The organism is Wenzhouxiangella sp. 15190, assembly GCF_003417465.1.
Taxonomy (GTDB): domain Bacteria; phylum Pseudomonadota; class Gammaproteobacteria; order Xanthomonadales; family Wenzhouxiangellaceae; genus Wenzhouxiangella.
Genome location: NZ_QVMV01000011.1, coordinates 11291 through 26978 on the forward strand (window position 1 = coordinate 11291; position 15688 = coordinate 26978).

Sequence of the window (15688 nt, forward strand, 5' to 3'; positions counted from 1 at the left end):
GGCACATGCCTGTCGAAATGGACGACTTCATCCGCTTGGCCGTCGCCTTAGCCATTGGCCTGCTGATCGGCATCGAGCGCGGCTGGCAGCGGCGTGAAATCGAGGAAGGCCAGCGGGTTGCCGGGCTGCGCACCTACAGCCTGATCGGGCTGGTCGGTGGTGTGGTCGGCATCATGAGCCAGGACGGCGGTTACCTGCTCATCGGCCTGGTCTTCATCGGGCTTGCGATAGCCAGCGCCACCGCCTACCTGGTCACGACCCGCGCCGGGCACGATTTCGGCATCACCAGCGAAACGGCGGCGCTGGCCACCTACCTGCTGGCCGTTCTGGCCGGCGTGGGCGAGATTGGCCTGGCCTCCGCGGCGGCCATCGTCATGGCCCTGCTTCTCGGGTACAAGGAAAGCCTGCACGGCCTGCTCGACGTGCTGCGGCGGCGGGAGCTGACAGCCGGGCTGAAGCTGTTGCTCATTTCCGTCGTGTTGCTACCCATGCTCCCCAATCAGGGCTACGGCCCGTGGGACGCCCTGAACCCCTACGTCATCTGGCTGATGGTGGTGCTGATCGCCGCCATCTCGTTTTTCGGGTATATCGCAATCCGCGTATTCGGTCCAAGCCGCGGTATTGTTTTCGGCGGACTGTTCGGCGGTATGGCCTCGTCGACGGCCACGACCCTGGCCTTTTCCCGCATCGGCGCGCGCCAGCCTGTTCTGGCGCCGGTTCTGGCCGCGGGCGTGCTTCTGGCCTGCGGCTCGATGATCGGCAGGATGCTGCTGGTCGCCACATTGATCCATCCCCCGCTGTTTCAGGAACTCTGGCTGCCCGCCCTGTTGCTGCTCGGCGCCACGCTTGCACCCGTGGCGTTTTACCTGATGAGCGACCTGTCCCGGAAACCGGACGACGGTGAAGCCACCCTGATGCGCAACCCCATGGAACTGAAATCCGCCCTGCTCTTCGGCGCCCTGCTGGCCCTCATCATGCTGCTGGGTAAGGGGCTCTCCGAATGGGCCGGCGATATCGGCCTTTGGGCGCTGGCCGCCGCTTCCGGCCTGGCCGATGTGGACGCTATTACACTGTCCCTGGCGCGCATGAGCACGCAGGATCTCGGCCTGCAGGTCGCCACGGTGGGCATCGTCATCGCGGCCGCCGCCAACTCGCTGCTCAAGGGCACAATGGCATTGAGTATCGGCGGGCGGGCCCTCGGACTACGGGTGCTTTTGCCACTGACAGCCGGGTCCGTACTGGCCTTGTCCACGGTGCTTGTCGTCTATCTGACTGGAAGCCAGGCATGACCAAACGCAATCAGCCCCTCCACATCGGCGGCGTGACCATCCAGCCGGGAGAGCGGCGCAGCATCGATCTCGAAGTCGGCCGACTCTATACCCACTCGCCCACGACCATGCCCGTACAGGTCCTGTGCGGCAGCAAGGCCGGGCCGGTGCTGTTCGTCTCCGCCGCCATTCACGGCGATGAACTCAACGGCGTCGAAATCATACGGCGACTGCTCAAGGTGCCCCAACTCAAACGCCTGAGGGGTACGCTGATCGCCGTTCCGATCGTCAACCTGCACGGCTTCATCAACCTGTCGCGCTATTTTCCCGACCGGCGCGATCTCAACCGCAGCTTCCCCGGTTCGGAAAGGGGCTCGCTGGCCGGGCGGGTGGCCAACCTGTTCATGACCGAGATTGTCAGCCAGGCCACCCACGGCATCGACCTGCACACTGGCGCGATCAACCGCGGCAACCTGCCGCAAATCCGGGCCAACCTCGACGACGAAGAGGCTCTGCAGCTTGCAAAGGCATTCGGTACTCCCGTCATCCTCAACTCGGCGCTGCGCGACGGTTCGCTGCGCATGGCGGCCACCGACCACGACATCCCGATCCTGCTCTACGAAGCCGGCGAGGCGCTGCGCTTCGACGAGATCGCCATTCGCGGCGGCGTGGAAGGCATCGTCCGGGTCATGCGCCAGCTCGGCATGCTTCCCAGAACGCGAAAGAAGGCGCCGCCGGAGCCGGTGATCGCCCGCTCGAGCAGCTGGGTGCGCGCACCGCAAAGCGGCCTGTTCCGCGCCTACGTAGCCTTGGGCAACCGCGTGACTCGCAACGAGACCGTACTGGGCGTAGTCTCCGACCCCTTCGGCGAAGAGGAAATCGAGGTCCATTCGCCCTGGTCGGGCATCGTTATCGGGCGATTGAATTTGCCGCTGGTGAACGAAGGCGACGCCATCTGTCATATCGCCCGCTTCTACCGAACCGACATCGCCCACGAACGCGTCGGTGACTACACCGAAACGCTCGAAGCGGAGGATTTTCCCTACGGTGAACAGAGCTGAGCCTTCAACGGCTGGCGGTTTGCGGCCGGCTTTACGTAGAAGGGGACAGGCATTCTTGAAATTTCCGGACAATTCAGCCATGCAACAGCGCGCGACTAATCTATTTCTGGCCGCATTCACCGCCCAGATCGCAGCGGTATCCTGCGCGCTGGCCGAAGATCCAGGAACACTGTCCTGGGTCGGCCAGCTGGGCGGCAACGCCATTGACAGGGCTTACGCGATTGCAACGGACGATGCCGGCAATTCATATGTAACGGGTGGCTTCCACGGCAGCGGAGACTTCGATCCAGGCGATGGCATAACGTGGCTCACCTCGGAGGGAGTTGAAGACATTTTCATATTGAAGCTGGATACAAACGGCGAGCTGGCCTGGGGATATTCATTGGGAGGCGAATATGACGACACGGGTCGCGGTATCGGCGTCGATGGCGAAGGAAATGTTTACGTTACCGGGGAATTTCGCGGGACGGTGGATTTCGATCCCGGACCGGAAGAAGCTACATTTCAGGCAGCATCGGGGACAAGCCCTGATATTTTTGCCCTGAAATTCGATCCCGACGGCAATTTCATTTGGGCAAGGGCCATGCATGGCAGTGATGGATCGGACTTTGTCAACGACAGCAGCGTAGACAGCAATGGCAACCTGCTGACCACGGGCAAATTCAATGGCACAGTCGATTTCGACCCCGGACCCGACTCCTTTCACCTTACCTCAGGAGAAAGGGACGATATCTTCGTTCACAAACTCGATTCAGACGGAAATTTCGTCTGGGCACGCGCCATGGTCAGCGATGAATCTAACGAGGGAATCGGAATTGCCGTGGACGATGCGGGCAATGTGTACACCACAGGATCATTCAGAGGGAACCTTGATTTCGATCCAGGGAGCAACAGCCATCCGCTTACATCAGATCCCGACTCCTCAGATACCTTTGTGCAAAAGCTTGATACCAATGGCGAGTTTGTGTGGGCCGGGAAGTTTACAGGTGATGGTTTCAACAATGGAGAAGGCATTGCAGTCGACGGGACCGGCAACGTCCACGTGACCGGAAGATTTGACGATACCGTCGATTTTGATCCTGGCGATGGCACCTACCTTTTGACCTCTGGCGGCGGTGAATTCGCAGGCGAAGGCATCTTTGTGGTCAAGCTGGACACCAACGGCGATTTGCTCTGGGCACACGGCATGGGTGATATGGTCAGCCATTGGGCCCGCAACTCCTACGGCTATGCCATCGCTGTCGACGATACCGGCAACGTCTACACGACCGGCGAGTTCCAGGGGACCGTGGACTTTGATCCCGGCGGGGACACACACGAACTGACCTGGGTTTGCACCGATCAAGAGGAAGAACAATCGTGTTCCGCCGACATTTTCCTGCAAATTCTGAACATGGATGGTGAGTTCGTATGGGCCGGCGCCTTGGCGGGGCCCGACGGTGGAACCAATAGGGGCTGGGATATCGCCGTTAACGACGCGGGCAATTTCTATGTCGCGGGCGAATTTTTCGGAACCGTCGATTTTGATCCGGGGCCCGACACCGAGGAGCGCACGGCAAGCGGATTGACCCCCGACGCTTATGTCTCAAAGCATGCGTCCGTATTTCTGGAGTACGTCATTTTCGAGGATGGCTTTGAAGAATAAAGCCGCCGACTTCCCGCCACCGTCCGAACGGCGGATTTTCGGGGGTTGTGACACGAATTTAGTGAATTTATCGTAATATGGCGTGGAAACGAATTTTTTCGGGAGCCTCAATGATGAAACAGCTCGCAATGATCCTGCTTCTGACTGCCCTCGCTGCACCCGCTGCTGCGCAGGACTATGAAATCACTCGCTGGACCATTGCTTCCGGCGGCACGATGGAGAGTACCGGCGGCGACTGGGAGCTGAAGGGCACCATCGGCCAGTGGGAGGCCACCGAACCGCGCGAACTCAGCGGCGGTCAGTGGAAACTCACCGGCGGCTTCTGGGCCGATCTCCTCGAGGAACTCGGCGATATCCTGTTCCGGGACCGTTTCGAGCAGGAAGGTTCCTGACGCTTTGCGCCGGGCCACGGCGGTCGTGGCCCACCGTACGTTACCGCTCGACCGCGTACGCCGGCTCGACCGCCTCGTACTGATAGAAGCCATCGTGATCGACACGCTCGGTCAACCGGATCTCGACCCGGGCGATCTTGCCCTCCACCTCGAAATCAGCCACAAAGAGGTCTGCCGAGCCCGGCTCAAGCGCTCCGGGCAGGTTCAGCTGCCCTGAACCACCCCAATGCATGGTGCCATCGTAGTCCTCGCCCGGCTCGCCGGAATACTCGATACGAACGCCGTTTTGCCGATCATCGGCCAGCACTTCATCACCCCCGTTGACGATACAGCCGGCGACCCGGACCTCGCCGCCCGTTGCCTCGATCATCCGCAGTTTCTCGAGCGTGACCTTGCCGTCCGGAACTGCCGACGAAAGCGCAGTACAGACCTGCCGCAGATCGCTGTCAGGCAATTCCCGGATCGGATAGTCGAGTTCCAACTGATCGGAAAATGCGTGTTCGGCCAGCTCCATTCCATCGCGCAACTGCAGCGCGCGCAGCTCGATTCCGTTAATCCCCCACTCTTTCAGCCGTTCCCGATCCGGGCGAAATGCATGAGACACGAAGCCTCCCGCTTGCCCCGGCTGCAGTGATTCGAACAACAGTGCAGTGGTTCCGCCGCCGCCCCCACGCGACTGAATCTGATTGAACATCAGCCCGGCGCCGTCGAGGGCTTCGTCCCCGGTGTTGCGGATACAGCCGACCAGCCGCGCGCCTTCGAGATCGTATGGTCCCCGGTGAATGCGGATCTCCCCCAGTTCGGCTACATCGGTCTCGAGCACCGGCTCGAAGTCTTCGCACTGATCCTCTGTCGGGCCTTTTGCCAGACAGGGCAGACCCAACGAAGCCAGCAGCAGCAGGAATATTGGAAGTTTCAGGACGGCCAGATTCATTTGGTGTCTCCTTCGGTTGGAAGCAAGCCTGTGTACAACTACGAGAACCACCCGCACTCTCCGCCACGTTTACGGATTTGGCGCGTTTTCCCAGATTACTCGTATAGGGCCCCAGACACACACTCAATCCGCGACTATGCTTCGATCCACGCTCTGCGCGATTCTTCTGGGGATGAGCGCCCTGGCGCTTGCCGATACGACCATCACCTATCAGGGGCAGCTACAGAACAACGGTCAGCCCTTCGACGGCCAAGCCGATCTGACCTTCGAATTATTCGATGATTTCGATCCGAATGATCCAAATGTCGGCAATTCCGTGGCCGGTCCAATTTCAGTCAACGATGTGGATATCAGCGACGGCCTGTTCCAGGCCGACCTGGATTTCGGCGCCGTCTACGAGCAGCCAGTATGGATCGAGGTCACTGTTGGCACGGACACCCTACATCCCCGACAACGCCTAACCGCGGCACCGGTTGCGGTCCGGGCGCTTAATTTCTCAAGCCCATCCGGAGTCTGGAAACTCGGCGGCAATGAAGGAATTGATCCTGGTACAGACTATCTCGGCACATCGGACACCATAGCCCTCGAGTTGCGCGTAAATAACCAACGTGCCTTGAAAATCAACCCCATCGTGAACCTGCCAACCGGTGTAGATGCCACTGGGCCAAATCTGGTTGGTGGCTGGACCGGAAATACAATCAACAGCAGTGCTGTTGGCTCCAGCATTTTAGGCGGCGGCGCAGTGATCCAGGGAACGGATCATCCAAACATAATTTCCGCCGACGCTCACTGGAGCGTCATCAATGGTGGTATCGATAATACCGTTCACTCTACAAGATCGGCAATTGGTGGTGGACGTCTAAATACCATAACCGCCGCAAGCAGTGTAATCGGAGGAGGATTCAACAACGAAGCCAGTGGCGGTGGTTCAACGATTGCTGGCGGTTTTCTAAACATGGCTGTCGGGCCCAACGCCACAGTAGGAGGTGGAAATAACAACAGCGCCAATGGACACACATCGACGATAGCAGGTGGATTTGCCAACGAGGCAAGCGGCGAAAAGGCAACAATACCTGGTGGCGCCTTCAATCTTGCTGCTGGTAATTACAGTCTCGCCGCTGGAAACCGCGCCAAGGCAGAGCACGATGGCGCCTTTGTCTGGGCGGATTTTCAGCAGGACGATTTTACCAGCACAGCTCCGGATCAATTCTTGATCCGCGCCGGGGGCGGAGTTGGCATCAACACCAATGCACCTATGGCAAGTCTCGATATCGATGGGCTGACTAGGGTCGGCCAGTTTGCATCAGAATCCTCAGTGCCAGTATGCAAGTCTGTCGATGGAGTTCTCGCCGACTGCGACAGTTCCCTGGGAGTATGGACCGAACACTACAATGGAATCGGCTATACACTTGGGAATCTGCAAGTCGATCTACGGCGAACCACATTGGCTGGACCGGAAATAGAGATTGGCCATCCTGACAATGTCGCTGACGGAGCTGGAGCTGCGGTCCTTGCAGGTGGCGCTGAAACTTACCCCAACCTGGCCACATCGAACTACGCAACGGTCGCCGGTGGCATCAGAAACCATGCAAGCGGAAGCTTCTCCACAGTTTCCGGTGGTTTCGAAAATATCGCAAGCGGCAACAGGTCAACAATACCTGGGGGCAACGACAATGTAGCTGATGGATCTCGCAGTTTCGCTGCCGGCAATCGGGCAAAAGCCTTGCACGATGGAACGTTCGTGTGGAGCGGTGGACTGGGAGGTGACTTTGAATCGACTGCCGAGAAACAGTTTCTCATACGGGCATCAGGCGGCGTAGGTATTAATGAAAATGCTCCTGAGAGCAACCTGCACATCATGGGCTCCTCGCCCGACGTGGATGCACAGGCCCAGCTCCTGGTCGAAAGCTTCGAAACCAGCGGTGCGGAAGGTACCGGTGCGGGGATCGCCTTCCTGGGCCACGACGGTAATATCCGCCGACGCTGGGGTCGCATTCTCAATGTCAAGGAGAACGACACGGTCGGCGACACACGCGCGCGCATGAGCTTCTACGTGCGTGGGGGATCCGGCCTGCCGCAGGAGCAGATGCGCATCGAGTCTGACGGCACCACCGTCAACTCCAATGGGTCCTGGGCGACTTTCTCTGACCTCCGACTGAAGAAAGACATCGAGCCTATCGATCAACCTCTCGGTCGCCTTCTTTCACTGAAGGGCATTATGTTCGAGTACATCGAGGATACTAAAGAACCGATTCTGAAAACCGACCAGACGCGAATGGGCTTCATCGCACAGGATGTCGAAACAGTTTTTCCCGAGTGGGTTCGGGAAGGCAGTAACGGATTCAAGCAAGTAAGCCTGGTTGGGTTCGAGGCATTGACCGTTGAGTCGATTCGGGAGCTCGCCCGGCAACAGAGTGAGCTGCGCTCGGCAATTGCCGAGAGGGATGCAAGCATTGAGCGTCTTGCAGTTCGTTTGGAATCATTGGAGGCGGAAAACGAGCGCCTCCGTGCTGATCACGCCAGACGAGCCGATCTGGAGAATCGCCTCACCGACCTGGAAGCGCTGATGCTGAACGACCGATCGGTCACCGATGGTCGCTGACGATCGGGCCGAAACGCCTATTTACGCTTGGAAGGATCCCAAGGCCGGATCACGCCCTCCTGGGCGGTCGAGGCGACCAGTTCGCCTGACTGCGTAAAAAACTGCCCGCGCGTAAAGCCACGCCCGCCGTGGCTGGTCGGGCTGTCGCAGGCGTACAGCAGCCACTCGTCGACCCGGAAAGGCCGGTGGAACCACAGCGCATGGTCGATGCTGGCCATCTGCACCGGTCGGCTGCTGAAATCCAGATCGTGCGGTAGTGTGGCGGTGCCCAGCAGTTCGTAGTCCGAGACGTAGGTCAGCAAGTTGCGGTGCAGTTCCGGATCGTCCGGCAGCGCATCCCAGGCGCGCATCCAGACATGCTTGCGCGGCGGCCGCGGCTGCGGGTCCATGAATTTGGGCGGCTCGACCGGGCGGAACTCAAGCGGTGGGCGGTGTGCGAGCAGGCGGCGCATCTTCTCGGGCACCTTGTCGATAATCGAGTCGTGAATATCGATGCTCTTTGACAGGCCTTTCGGGCCGGGCACCTCGGGCATCTCGACCTGGTGATCGAAGCCCTCCTCGTCGGCGTGGAACGAGGCCGCCAGATTGAGAATCGGCCGTCCGTGCTGAACCGCCACGACGCGGCGATTGGAATAGCTGCCGCCGTCACGCGAGCGCTCGACCTGGTAGACGACCGGCTGATTGAAATCTCCCGGACGCAGGAAATAGGCGTGCAGCGAATGCGGGCTACGCCCCTCGACGGTACAGTGCGCCGCCGACAGCGCCTGGCCCAGAATTTGCCCGCCGAAAACCTGTGGCGCACCGATGTCGCGGCTTTCACCACGAAACAGGTTGTCTTCCAGCCGCTCGAGGTCGAGCAGGCCGATGACTTCCGAAAGCGCTTCGTTCATGGGCGTTTCAGTCCTCCCAGCCCCAGGGCGCCGGCGGCGGCTCGACCGGCTCGCTCAGATCGAAATCGATCTGGAACACGCGGGGCGTGCCCAGGCGCCAGAGGCCATAGGTAAAGGTCTCGCCGGGATGAACGCGCATCACCCAGACGTTGGAGAAAGCCGCCTCGATGGTCTGGCGCGTTTCCTCGTCGGCCGGAAAGTACTGCTCGGTGGCGCGGCCGGCATTAGTCGCGCTGCCCCCGTACATCGTCACTTCGTCTTCCGAGCCGTCCTCGTGCCGGTGGTCGTGCTTGAGTTCGATGCGGTCGTCCTTGCGGGTCAACACCCAGGTGCGCGAGCGATCCTCGCCGACCATGAAGGGAATGCGAATCACCTCATCGCTGCATTCACGGACGTGCATGACCAGGCGCTTTCCCACAAAGCCGTCCTCGCCCTCGGGCGATTCGACCAGCCGGCCTTCGAATGCCTGTCCGCACAGATCCTCGAGGCTCGACCAGTATTCATCGACAGGACCGGCCTGGACGAGAAGTGGCAAGAGCACTCCGGTGGCGATCAGAAAGCGTTTCTGCATGATGGTTTCCATTGGGCGTGAACAAAACGCACTATAGCGAATGCCGGGCGTCGATGCGCGGCGCCACGTACAACTCACTTGCCCCGCGCTTAACAGTTCGCTATATATGGCGATCATGCGTTATCGCTTTGGCAGCTTCACCCTAGATTCCCTGACCGGGACCGTGGTCGGTCCGGACGGACCGGTGACGCTGCGTCGACAAACCTTCCGCCTGCTCGAAGTACTGCTCGAGCACGCACCCGAACTGCTCGACCGCGACACCCTGCTCGACGAGGCCTGGGGCCGCACGGCGCTTTCGCCCAACGTACTCCCGCAGGCCGTCAGTGAATTGCGCCAGGCGCTGGGCGACAGCGCCAGGGAGCCGCGCTTTATCGAAACCCTGCACCGGCGCGGCTATCGCATCATCTGCCCGGTCGAGCAAATCGACGACAAGCTACGGCAGAAGTCGGCATCGGCCGAAGATTCCCAGGCGCATGCGACACCGTCCAAAACTCAGGCCAGCCACCGAACCCGGCCCGCCCGATCAACCGTCATCGCACTGGGCCTCGCAGTGGTAGCGCTAGTCGGGCTGTCGAGCCTGTGGTGGCACCAGGCCTCGCAACGCAATTGGCTGCACGGCACCCTGATTCCGGAAATCCGTGAATTGCTCGAAACAGACCTGGCGGCGGCCTGGGTGCTGGCCCGGGATGCCCGCGCCCGTGTCCCGAACGACATCCAGCTCGAGCAGCTCTGGCGCGATATCAGCCTGCCGGTATCGCTGACCAGCGTGCCCGAAGGCGCGACCGTCAGCGTGCGCGGCTACCGGGCATCCGACAGTGACTGGATCGAACTCGGCACGACGCCGCTCGAGGACGTCCACCTGCCACTGGCCCAAATGCGTTATCGCGTCAGTCTTCCAGGGTATCGGGCCATCGAGATCGCACCCAGCGTCCTTCCCGTCGCCGAACCGTTCTACCTGCACCCGGACGACGAAGTACCCCAGGACATGGTGCACGTGCCAGCCGGGCCGCTGGCCTACCGGGACCAACGCGTGGCGTTGCCGGCATTCTGGATCGACCGGCACGAAGTCAGCAATCGCGCCTACCGCGAGTTCGTCGAGGCCGGCGGCTACCGGGATCAGGCCCTTTGGACCGAGCTGTTGGAATCCGGCGGAGACGAGTCGCCTTTCGAACAGCTGGTTGCGGATTTCGTCGACACCACCGGCGTACCGGGACCGGCCACCTGGGCGATGGGCACCTGGCCGGACGGCAAGGCCGATCACCCGGTCGAGGGCGTGAGCTGGTTCGAGGCCATGGCCTACGCCCGCTGGGCCGGCAAGCAGTTGCCGACGGTGCTCCACTGGCGGCGCGCCGCCGGGCTCGGAACCGCCCAGGTCTCCAACTTCTCCGACATCCTGCTCTCGAGCAATTTCAATGGCCGGGGCACCGTGGCCATTGGCGCGCTGGACGGACTCGGACCCTACGGTACGCTCGACATGGCGGGTAACGTGGCCGAATGGTGTCTGAACCCGGCGGAATCGCTGCGCCACCTCGCGGGCGGGTCGTGGATGGAGCAGGGCTACCGCTTTCGCGATCCCGAGGCCCGTGACCCCTACGACCGCGGCCCAGGTACCGGATTGCGACTGATGCGCCAGGACGATCCGCTCGATGCAACACTGGCGGCTGATGTCGATGCCGGCAGCTTTACCGTGCCCGAGCCGGTCGACGACGACACCTTCGCCATCTATGCCCGGCAGTTCGACTACGATCCACTGCCGCTCGAAGCGCGGGTCGAATCCGGCGACAGCGCCCACTCCGACTGGTACCGCGAGCGCGTGAGCTTCACCACGGCCTACCCGGGAGAACGCATCACCGCATGGGTCTTCCTGCCCAGAAACGCTCCTCCGCCCTACCCGACCATTGTGCATTTCCCCGGCGGGGATGCATTGATGCTCGATTCCAGCGAGAAGGCGGGACTGCACCACGTCGAGCCGTTCCTGCGCTCGGGCCACGCCGTCGTCTATCCGGTCTACAAAGGCACTTTCGAACGCGCCGGCGATCCGCCGTCCGGCCCCAATACCTGGCGCATGCTGCTGGTCGACCAGGTGCGAGACCTGCGGCGAACCGTCGACTACATAGAAACCCGCGACGATCTCGACTCCGAACGGCTGGCCCTGCATGCCGTCAGCTACGGTGGCTACCGTGCACCCTACGCGCTGGCCGTGGATCGGCGCTTCCGTACCGCCATACTGGTTTCAGCAGGCGTCATTCCGGTCGACAACGTACCGCCGGAAGTCCAGCTGCAGGACTACCTGCCGCGAGTGGACGTTTCCGTACTGCTGATCAACGGCGTCAACGATTTCAATTTCCCTCACGAAACCTCACAGAAGCCGTTCTTCGAACTGCTCGGTACGACACCGGAGAACAAACGCCATGTCGTACTCGACTGGGGCCATCTGCCGCCACACTACACCGAAGTCATCCGTGCCTACATGGACTGGACCGGTCACTGGCTCGCGCCGGAGACGGACTCCACTTACCGGCTAGCAACAGACGGCGTTGCGTTAGAATAAACACCGTCCCCGAATCACAGATTTTCAGGAGCGCTCCATGAACGAACCCATTCGCGTCGCGATCACCGGCGCCGCCGGCCAGATCGGCTATCAACTCTGTTTCCGCATCGCCGCTGGCGACATGCTCGGCCCCAACCAGCCCGTCATTCTCCAGCTGATCGAGATTCCGCCGGCCCTCGACGCGCTCAAGGGTGTGGCCATGGAACTCGAGGACGCCGCCCTGCCCCTGCTGCACGGCATCGTCACCACGACCGAGCTCGACGAGGGATTCAAGGACACCGACATCGCCCTGCTGGTGGGCGCCAAACCGCGCGGACAAGGTATGGAGCGGGCCGACCTCCTGTCGGAGAACGGCAAGATCTTCGGGCCGCAGGGCAAGAGTCTCAATGCCGTGGCCAGCCGTGACGTCAAGGTCCTGGTCGTCGGCAATCCGGCCAATACCAATGCCCTTATTGCGCAGGCCAACGCCCCGGACCTGCCGCCGGAAAATTTCACCGCCATGACGCGCCTCGACCACAATCGGGCCCTGGCGCAGCTCGCCGGCAAGACCGGCGTGCATCACACCCGCATCAAGCAGATGACGATCTGGGGCAATCACTCCGCGACCCAGTATCCCGACCTGCACCACGTCAACGTCGACGGCAAGACGGCCACCGATCTCGTGGACCGGGACTGGTACGAAAACGATTTCATTCCCACGGTGCAACAGCGTGGTGCGGCGATCATCAAGGCCCGCGGCGCTTCCAGCGCGGCATCAGCGGCCTCGAGCGCCATCGACCACATCCGCGACTGGGTACGGGGCACGGACGGCGACGACTGGGTCTCGATGGCCGTTCCCGCCGACGGCAGTTACGGCATCGAGCCGGGCGTGATCTTTTCTTTTCCCTGCACGTGCGAGGATGGTCAATGGAAGATCGTCCAGCGCCTGGACATCAACCAGTTTTCGCAGGCGCGCCTCGACGCGACCGACAAGGAACTCCGCGAAGAACGCCAGGCTGTGGAATCGCTGCTCTGAACCCAACCGAGGAGGTTGCCATGAACGCACTCAAGCTTCTGACCCTGCCCTTCCTGCTCCTGCCCCTGCTGGCAACTGCACAGGGGCTCGAGCGCACCAGCGCCCCGGAAGAAGCGGCGGTCTATTTCATCACACCGGACGACGGAGAAACCGTGAGCAGTCCGGTCACGGTCCGATTCGGGCTGGACGGCATGGGCGTGGCACCGGCCGGCATCGACCAGGACAAGACGGGACACCATCACCTGTTGATCGATGTCGACGAGTCGAACATGCCGGCCATGGACAGGCCGCTACCGACCACCGATCACGTCGTTCACTTCGGCGGCGGCCAGACCGAGGTCAGCATCGATCTCGAGCCCGGCGAACACACGCTGCAGTTGCTGCTAGGCGACCACCGCCACGTGCCGCACGATCCGGCCGTCAAGTCGGAGAAGATCACCATCACCGTCGAGTGACAAGAAACCATCCCATGAAAAAAGAAAAGCCCGGCGATTGCCGGGCTTTTTGTTTTCTGTTAAATAACCGTTGCTGTTCTACCAAGGAGCCTCTGAGAGCGTAGCGAGCGGGCGTCTGACGGTGGCCGCCGGAACGCAGGAACCGCAGCGCAGGCGGAATATCCGGTGCGCTTTGCGCATAGCGCAAGTAGCGCCGGATTGGAGCCGTTGCGCGTGTATGTGCGAATACATGAGGATTCCGAGTACGCGCTTTACGGCACTCCACCTGGGCTTCATTCCTGCGGAAAGCCGCCAAGGTTCCGTGCCTGCGCCGCCGGACGCCGTCAGACGCACGCGCAGTAGCTCTCAGAGGCTCCTCAGGCGAGGCTTCGGTGCTTGCCGACAATCCGCATCGACAGCTCCAGCGCCTGCTCGTAGTTGAGCCTCGGATCGACGGTGGTCTTGTAGGCGCGCGACAGATCATGCTCGGCCAGATCACGCGCACCGCCGATGCATTCGGTCACGTTCTCGCCGGTCAATTCCAGATGCACACCGCCGAGTCTTGAACCACAGGCGGCGTGGATGTCGAAGCTCTGCTCCACTTCGGACACGATGTTGGCGAAACGCCGGGTCTTGTATCCGTTTTCGGTTTTCTCGGTATTGCCGTGCATCGGATCGCAGATCCACAGGACGGGCGAGCCGGTCGTGCGGACGGCCTCGATCAGTGGCGGCAACTTGTCGGCCACCTGGTCGGCTCCCATGCGGTGAATCAGCACCAGGCGACCGGGCTCGTCGTCCGGATTGAGCGTCTGAATCAGGCGCTTGAGCCAGCTGGCCGACATGCCCGGGCCGACCTTGATGCCCATGGGATTGCGTACACCGCGGAACATCTCCACGTGCGCGCCTTCGAGATCAGCCGTGCGCATACCGATCCACGGAAAGTGGGTCGACAGGTTGAACCAGCCCCACTGGCGTGGAACTTGGCGTGTCAAAGCCTGCTCGTAATGCAGGTGCAACGCCTCGTGGGAGGTAAAGAAGTCCACTCGCCGGAGACTGCCCGGCTGCTGGCCAGTGATGGTTTCCATGAAACGCACGGAATGACCAATGCTGTCGGCAATCCGCTCGAACTCCGCCGCCAGCGGTGAATGCTCGAGCCAACCCAGGTTCCAGTACTCCGGATGATGCAGGTCGGCGAAGCCACCGTCGACCAGCGCCCGAACGAAATTCATCGTTATCGCCGAACTGGCGTGCCCGCGAAGCATGCGCTCGGGATCGGGCGTGCGTGCGGCTTCGGTAAACTCGGGTGCATTGACCAGGTCGCCGCGGTAGCTCGGCAGGGTCACGCCATCGCGCGTCTCGTTGTCGGCCGAACGCGGTTTGGCGTACTGGCCGGCAAACCGACCGATACGCACCACCGGCTTTTCCATGCCGTGCAGCAGTACCAGCGACATCTGCAACAGCACCTTGAGCCGGTTGGCGATAATCGTCGGCTCGCAGTCGTCGAACAATTCGGCACAGTCGCCGCCCTGCAGAACGAAACGCTTGCCTGCCTGGGCCTCGGCAATCTGCTCCTTGAGCGAAAGGATTTCCCAGGATGTCACCAGCGGCGGCATGGCGGCCAAGCGGCTCAACGCATGCCGGAACGCGATTTCGTCCGGATAGCTCGCCTGCTGGCCGGCTTCGTGCTGCTGCCATGAATCCGGGCGCCAGCCCTTGGCGGGCGTGATTGTCCTGAACTGTTCGCTCATTGCTCCTGTGTCCTCGAACCGGGCTTGTTCGCCAGCAGTGCCCACAGAGTGAACACTGCGAGTCCAACATACCAGATCAGGGTCCACATGGGCATCGACAGGCCCAGAAATTGCCAGGCGACCTCGGCACACTCACCTGCCCCGGTGAACGCCTCACGCAGAATTTCCATGAGCGGGAAGTCGTATTCGAGCATGAAATACATGCCCGGGCCGCAGTCGGGCACCTGGTCAGCAGGCAGGTTCTGCAGCCAGATGTGCCGGGCGGCCGTGGTAATGCCCCAGGCAGCTCCGGCAAGAATCGGGACGCCGTAGACCCATCGCCCCCAGGCCGTCGGCCCGTGGATGGCACCGAGCAGCGCAAACCCGCCCATGATCATGAAACCCAGCCGTTGCAGGATGCACAACGGACAGGGTTCAAGCTCGAGCACGAACTGCGCGTAATAGGCGAAGGCCAGCAGGACAGCGCAGACCGCGAAGACCAGTACAAATGGGGTTCGTCCCCGGATCAGATTTTTCATGGGATCAATTGTAGTCAATCAGGGATAGAGGCGTCGATCAACCGACACCTGTACCCCGA

General features: G+C 61.4%; 13 protein-coding genes. 8 read left to right on the plus strand and 5 right to left on the minus strand.

The annotated features are described in order from the left end of the window. Positions 1-5 precede the first annotated feature (5 nt). The 4 genes from DZK26_RS02940 to DZK26_RS02955 all read left to right on the plus strand — a co-directional run bounded on the left by DZK26_RS02940 (position 6) and on the right by DZK26_RS02955 (position 4366). Positions 6-1289: an MgtC/SapB family protein gene (locus tag DZK26_RS02940; RefSeq protein WP_220337136.1), complete on the plus strand. Its 1284-nt coding sequence runs from the start codon at positions 6-8 to the stop codon at positions 1287-1289. Next, positions 1286-2329 carry a succinylglutamate desuccinylase/aspartoacylase family protein gene (locus DZK26_RS02945; RefSeq protein WP_116898163.1) on the plus strand — a complete coding sequence of 348 codons (1044 nt, stop codon included), beginning with the start codon at positions 1286-1288 and terminating at the stop codon, positions 2327-2329. The genes DZK26_RS02940 and DZK26_RS02945 overlap by 4 nt, the downstream gene beginning before the upstream one ends. A gap of 55 nt (positions 2330-2384) precedes the next feature. After that, a complete protein-coding gene (locus DZK26_RS02950) occupies positions 2385-3974 on the plus strand; it encodes an SBBP repeat-containing protein (RefSeq protein WP_147316849.1) in 1590 nt (529 codons plus the stop codon). 113 nt (positions 3975-4087) lie between these two features. After that, entirely contained in the window at positions 4088-4366 is a 279-nt protein-coding gene (locus tag DZK26_RS02955; protein ID WP_147316850.1) for a hypothetical protein, read from the plus strand. A gap of 40 nt (positions 4367-4406) precedes the next feature. Here the strand turns inward: DZK26_RS02955 and DZK26_RS02960 are convergent, their stop codons facing one another. Beyond that, positions 4407-5300, minus strand: coding sequence for a hypothetical protein (locus DZK26_RS02960; RefSeq protein WP_116898160.1), 894 nt, complete (start codon positions 5298-5300; stop codon positions 4407-4409). A gap of 136 nt (positions 5301-5436) precedes the next feature. On the opposite strand from DZK26_RS02960, the gene DZK26_RS02965 reads away from it, so the two are divergent. Next, positions 5437-7902: a tail fiber domain-containing protein gene (locus DZK26_RS02965; RefSeq protein ID WP_116898159.1), complete on the plus strand. Its 2466-nt coding sequence runs from the start codon at positions 5437-5439 to the stop codon at positions 7900-7902. A 17-nt stretch (positions 7903-7919) separates the two neighbouring features. On the opposite strand, the gene tesB is transcribed toward DZK26_RS02965, so the two are convergent. Beyond that, a complete protein-coding gene (gene tesB, locus DZK26_RS02970) occupies positions 7920-8792 on the minus strand; it encodes an acyl-CoA thioesterase II (protein WP_116898158.1) in 873 nt (290 codons plus the stop codon). 7 nt (positions 8793-8799) lie between these two features. Beyond that, positions 8800-9363 carry a hypothetical protein gene (locus DZK26_RS02975; RefSeq protein ID WP_116898180.1) on the minus strand — a complete coding sequence of 188 codons (564 nt, stop codon included), beginning with the start codon at positions 9361-9363 and terminating at the stop codon, positions 8800-8802. 115 nt (positions 9364-9478) lie between these two features. On the opposite strand from DZK26_RS02975, the gene DZK26_RS02980 reads away from it, so the two are divergent. From DZK26_RS02980 to DZK26_RS02990, 3 genes are read left to right on the plus strand one after another with little or no spacing between them, the layout of a single operon-like run. Further along, complete coding sequence (locus DZK26_RS02980) at positions 9479-11914, plus strand: SUMF1/EgtB/PvdO family nonheme iron enzyme (RefSeq protein ID WP_181935606.1); 2436 nt, start codon at positions 9479-9481, stop codon at positions 11912-11914. A gap of 37 nt (positions 11915-11951) precedes the next feature. Beyond that, positions 11952-12929 (plus strand): malate dehydrogenase, encoded by a 978-nt coding sequence (locus tag DZK26_RS02985; RefSeq protein ID WP_116898156.1) that lies wholly within the window; start codon positions 11952-11954, stop codon positions 12927-12929. Between the two features lie 20 nt (positions 12930-12949). Beyond that, positions 12950-13384 (plus strand): DUF4399 domain-containing protein, encoded by a 435-nt coding sequence (locus DZK26_RS02990; protein WP_116898155.1) that lies wholly within the window; start codon positions 12950-12952, stop codon positions 13382-13384. Between the two features lie 356 nt (positions 13385-13740). Here DZK26_RS02990 and DZK26_RS02995 read toward each other — a convergent pair whose 3' ends face one another. Both DZK26_RS02995 and DZK26_RS03000 read right to left on the minus strand, forming a co-directional pair. Next, positions 13741-15111 carry a class II 3-deoxy-7-phosphoheptulonate synthase gene (locus DZK26_RS02995; RefSeq protein WP_116898154.1) on the minus strand — a complete coding sequence of 457 codons (1371 nt, stop codon included), beginning with the start codon at positions 15109-15111 and terminating at the stop codon, positions 13741-13743. Beyond that, positions 15108-15629 carry a disulfide bond formation protein B gene (locus tag DZK26_RS03000; RefSeq protein WP_116898153.1) on the minus strand — a complete coding sequence of 174 codons (522 nt, stop codon included), beginning with the start codon at positions 15627-15629 and terminating at the stop codon, positions 15108-15110. The genes DZK26_RS02995 and DZK26_RS03000 overlap by 4 nt, the downstream gene beginning before the upstream one ends. Positions 15630-15688: the final 59 nt, after the last annotated feature.

What these genes read in the sequence shown, in the direction of transcription:
- DZK26_RS02975 (WP_116898180.1), bottom strand. Translation starts at nt 9,363, where the DNA reads ATGCAGAAACGCTTTCTGATCGCCACCGGAGTGCTCTTGCCACTTCTC.
- DZK26_RS02940 (WP_220337136.1), top strand. Translation starts at nt 6, where the DNA reads ATGCCTGTCGAAATGGACGACTTCATCCGCTTGGCCGTCGCCTTAGCC.
- DZK26_RS02965 (WP_116898159.1), top strand. Translation starts at nt 5,437, where the DNA reads ATGCTTCGATCCACGCTCTGCGCGATTCTTCTGGGGATGAGCGCCCTG.
- DZK26_RS02980 (WP_181935606.1), top strand. Translation starts at nt 9,479, where the DNA reads ATGCGTTATCGCTTTGGCAGCTTCACCCTAGATTCCCTGACCGGGACC.
- DZK26_RS02995 (WP_116898154.1), bottom strand. Translation starts at nt 15,111, where the DNA reads ATGAGCGAACAGTTCAGGACAATCACGCCCGCCAAGGGCTGGCGCCCG.
- tesB (WP_116898158.1), bottom strand. Translation starts at nt 8,792, where the DNA reads ATGAACGAAGCGCTTTCGGAAGTCATCGGCCTGCTCGACCTCGAGCGG.
- DZK26_RS02945 (WP_116898163.1), top strand. Translation starts at nt 1,286, where the DNA reads ATGACCAAACGCAATCAGCCCCTCCACATCGGCGGCGTGACCATCCAG.
- DZK26_RS02990 (WP_116898155.1), top strand. Translation starts at nt 12,950, where the DNA reads ATGAACGCACTCAAGCTTCTGACCCTGCCCTTCCTGCTCCTGCCCCTG.
- DZK26_RS02955 (WP_147316850.1), top strand. Translation starts at nt 4,088, where the DNA reads ATGAAACAGCTCGCAATGATCCTGCTTCTGACTGCCCTCGCTGCACCC.
- DZK26_RS03000 (WP_116898153.1), bottom strand. Translation starts at nt 15,629, where the DNA reads ATGAAAAATCTGATCCGGGGACGAACCCCATTTGTACTGGTCTTCGCG.
- DZK26_RS02985 (WP_116898156.1), top strand. Translation starts at nt 11,952, where the DNA reads ATGAACGAACCCATTCGCGTCGCGATCACCGGCGCCGCCGGCCAGATC.
- DZK26_RS02960 (WP_116898160.1), bottom strand. Translation starts at nt 5,300, where the DNA reads ATGAATCTGGCCGTCCTGAAACTTCCAATATTCCTGCTGCTGCTGGCT.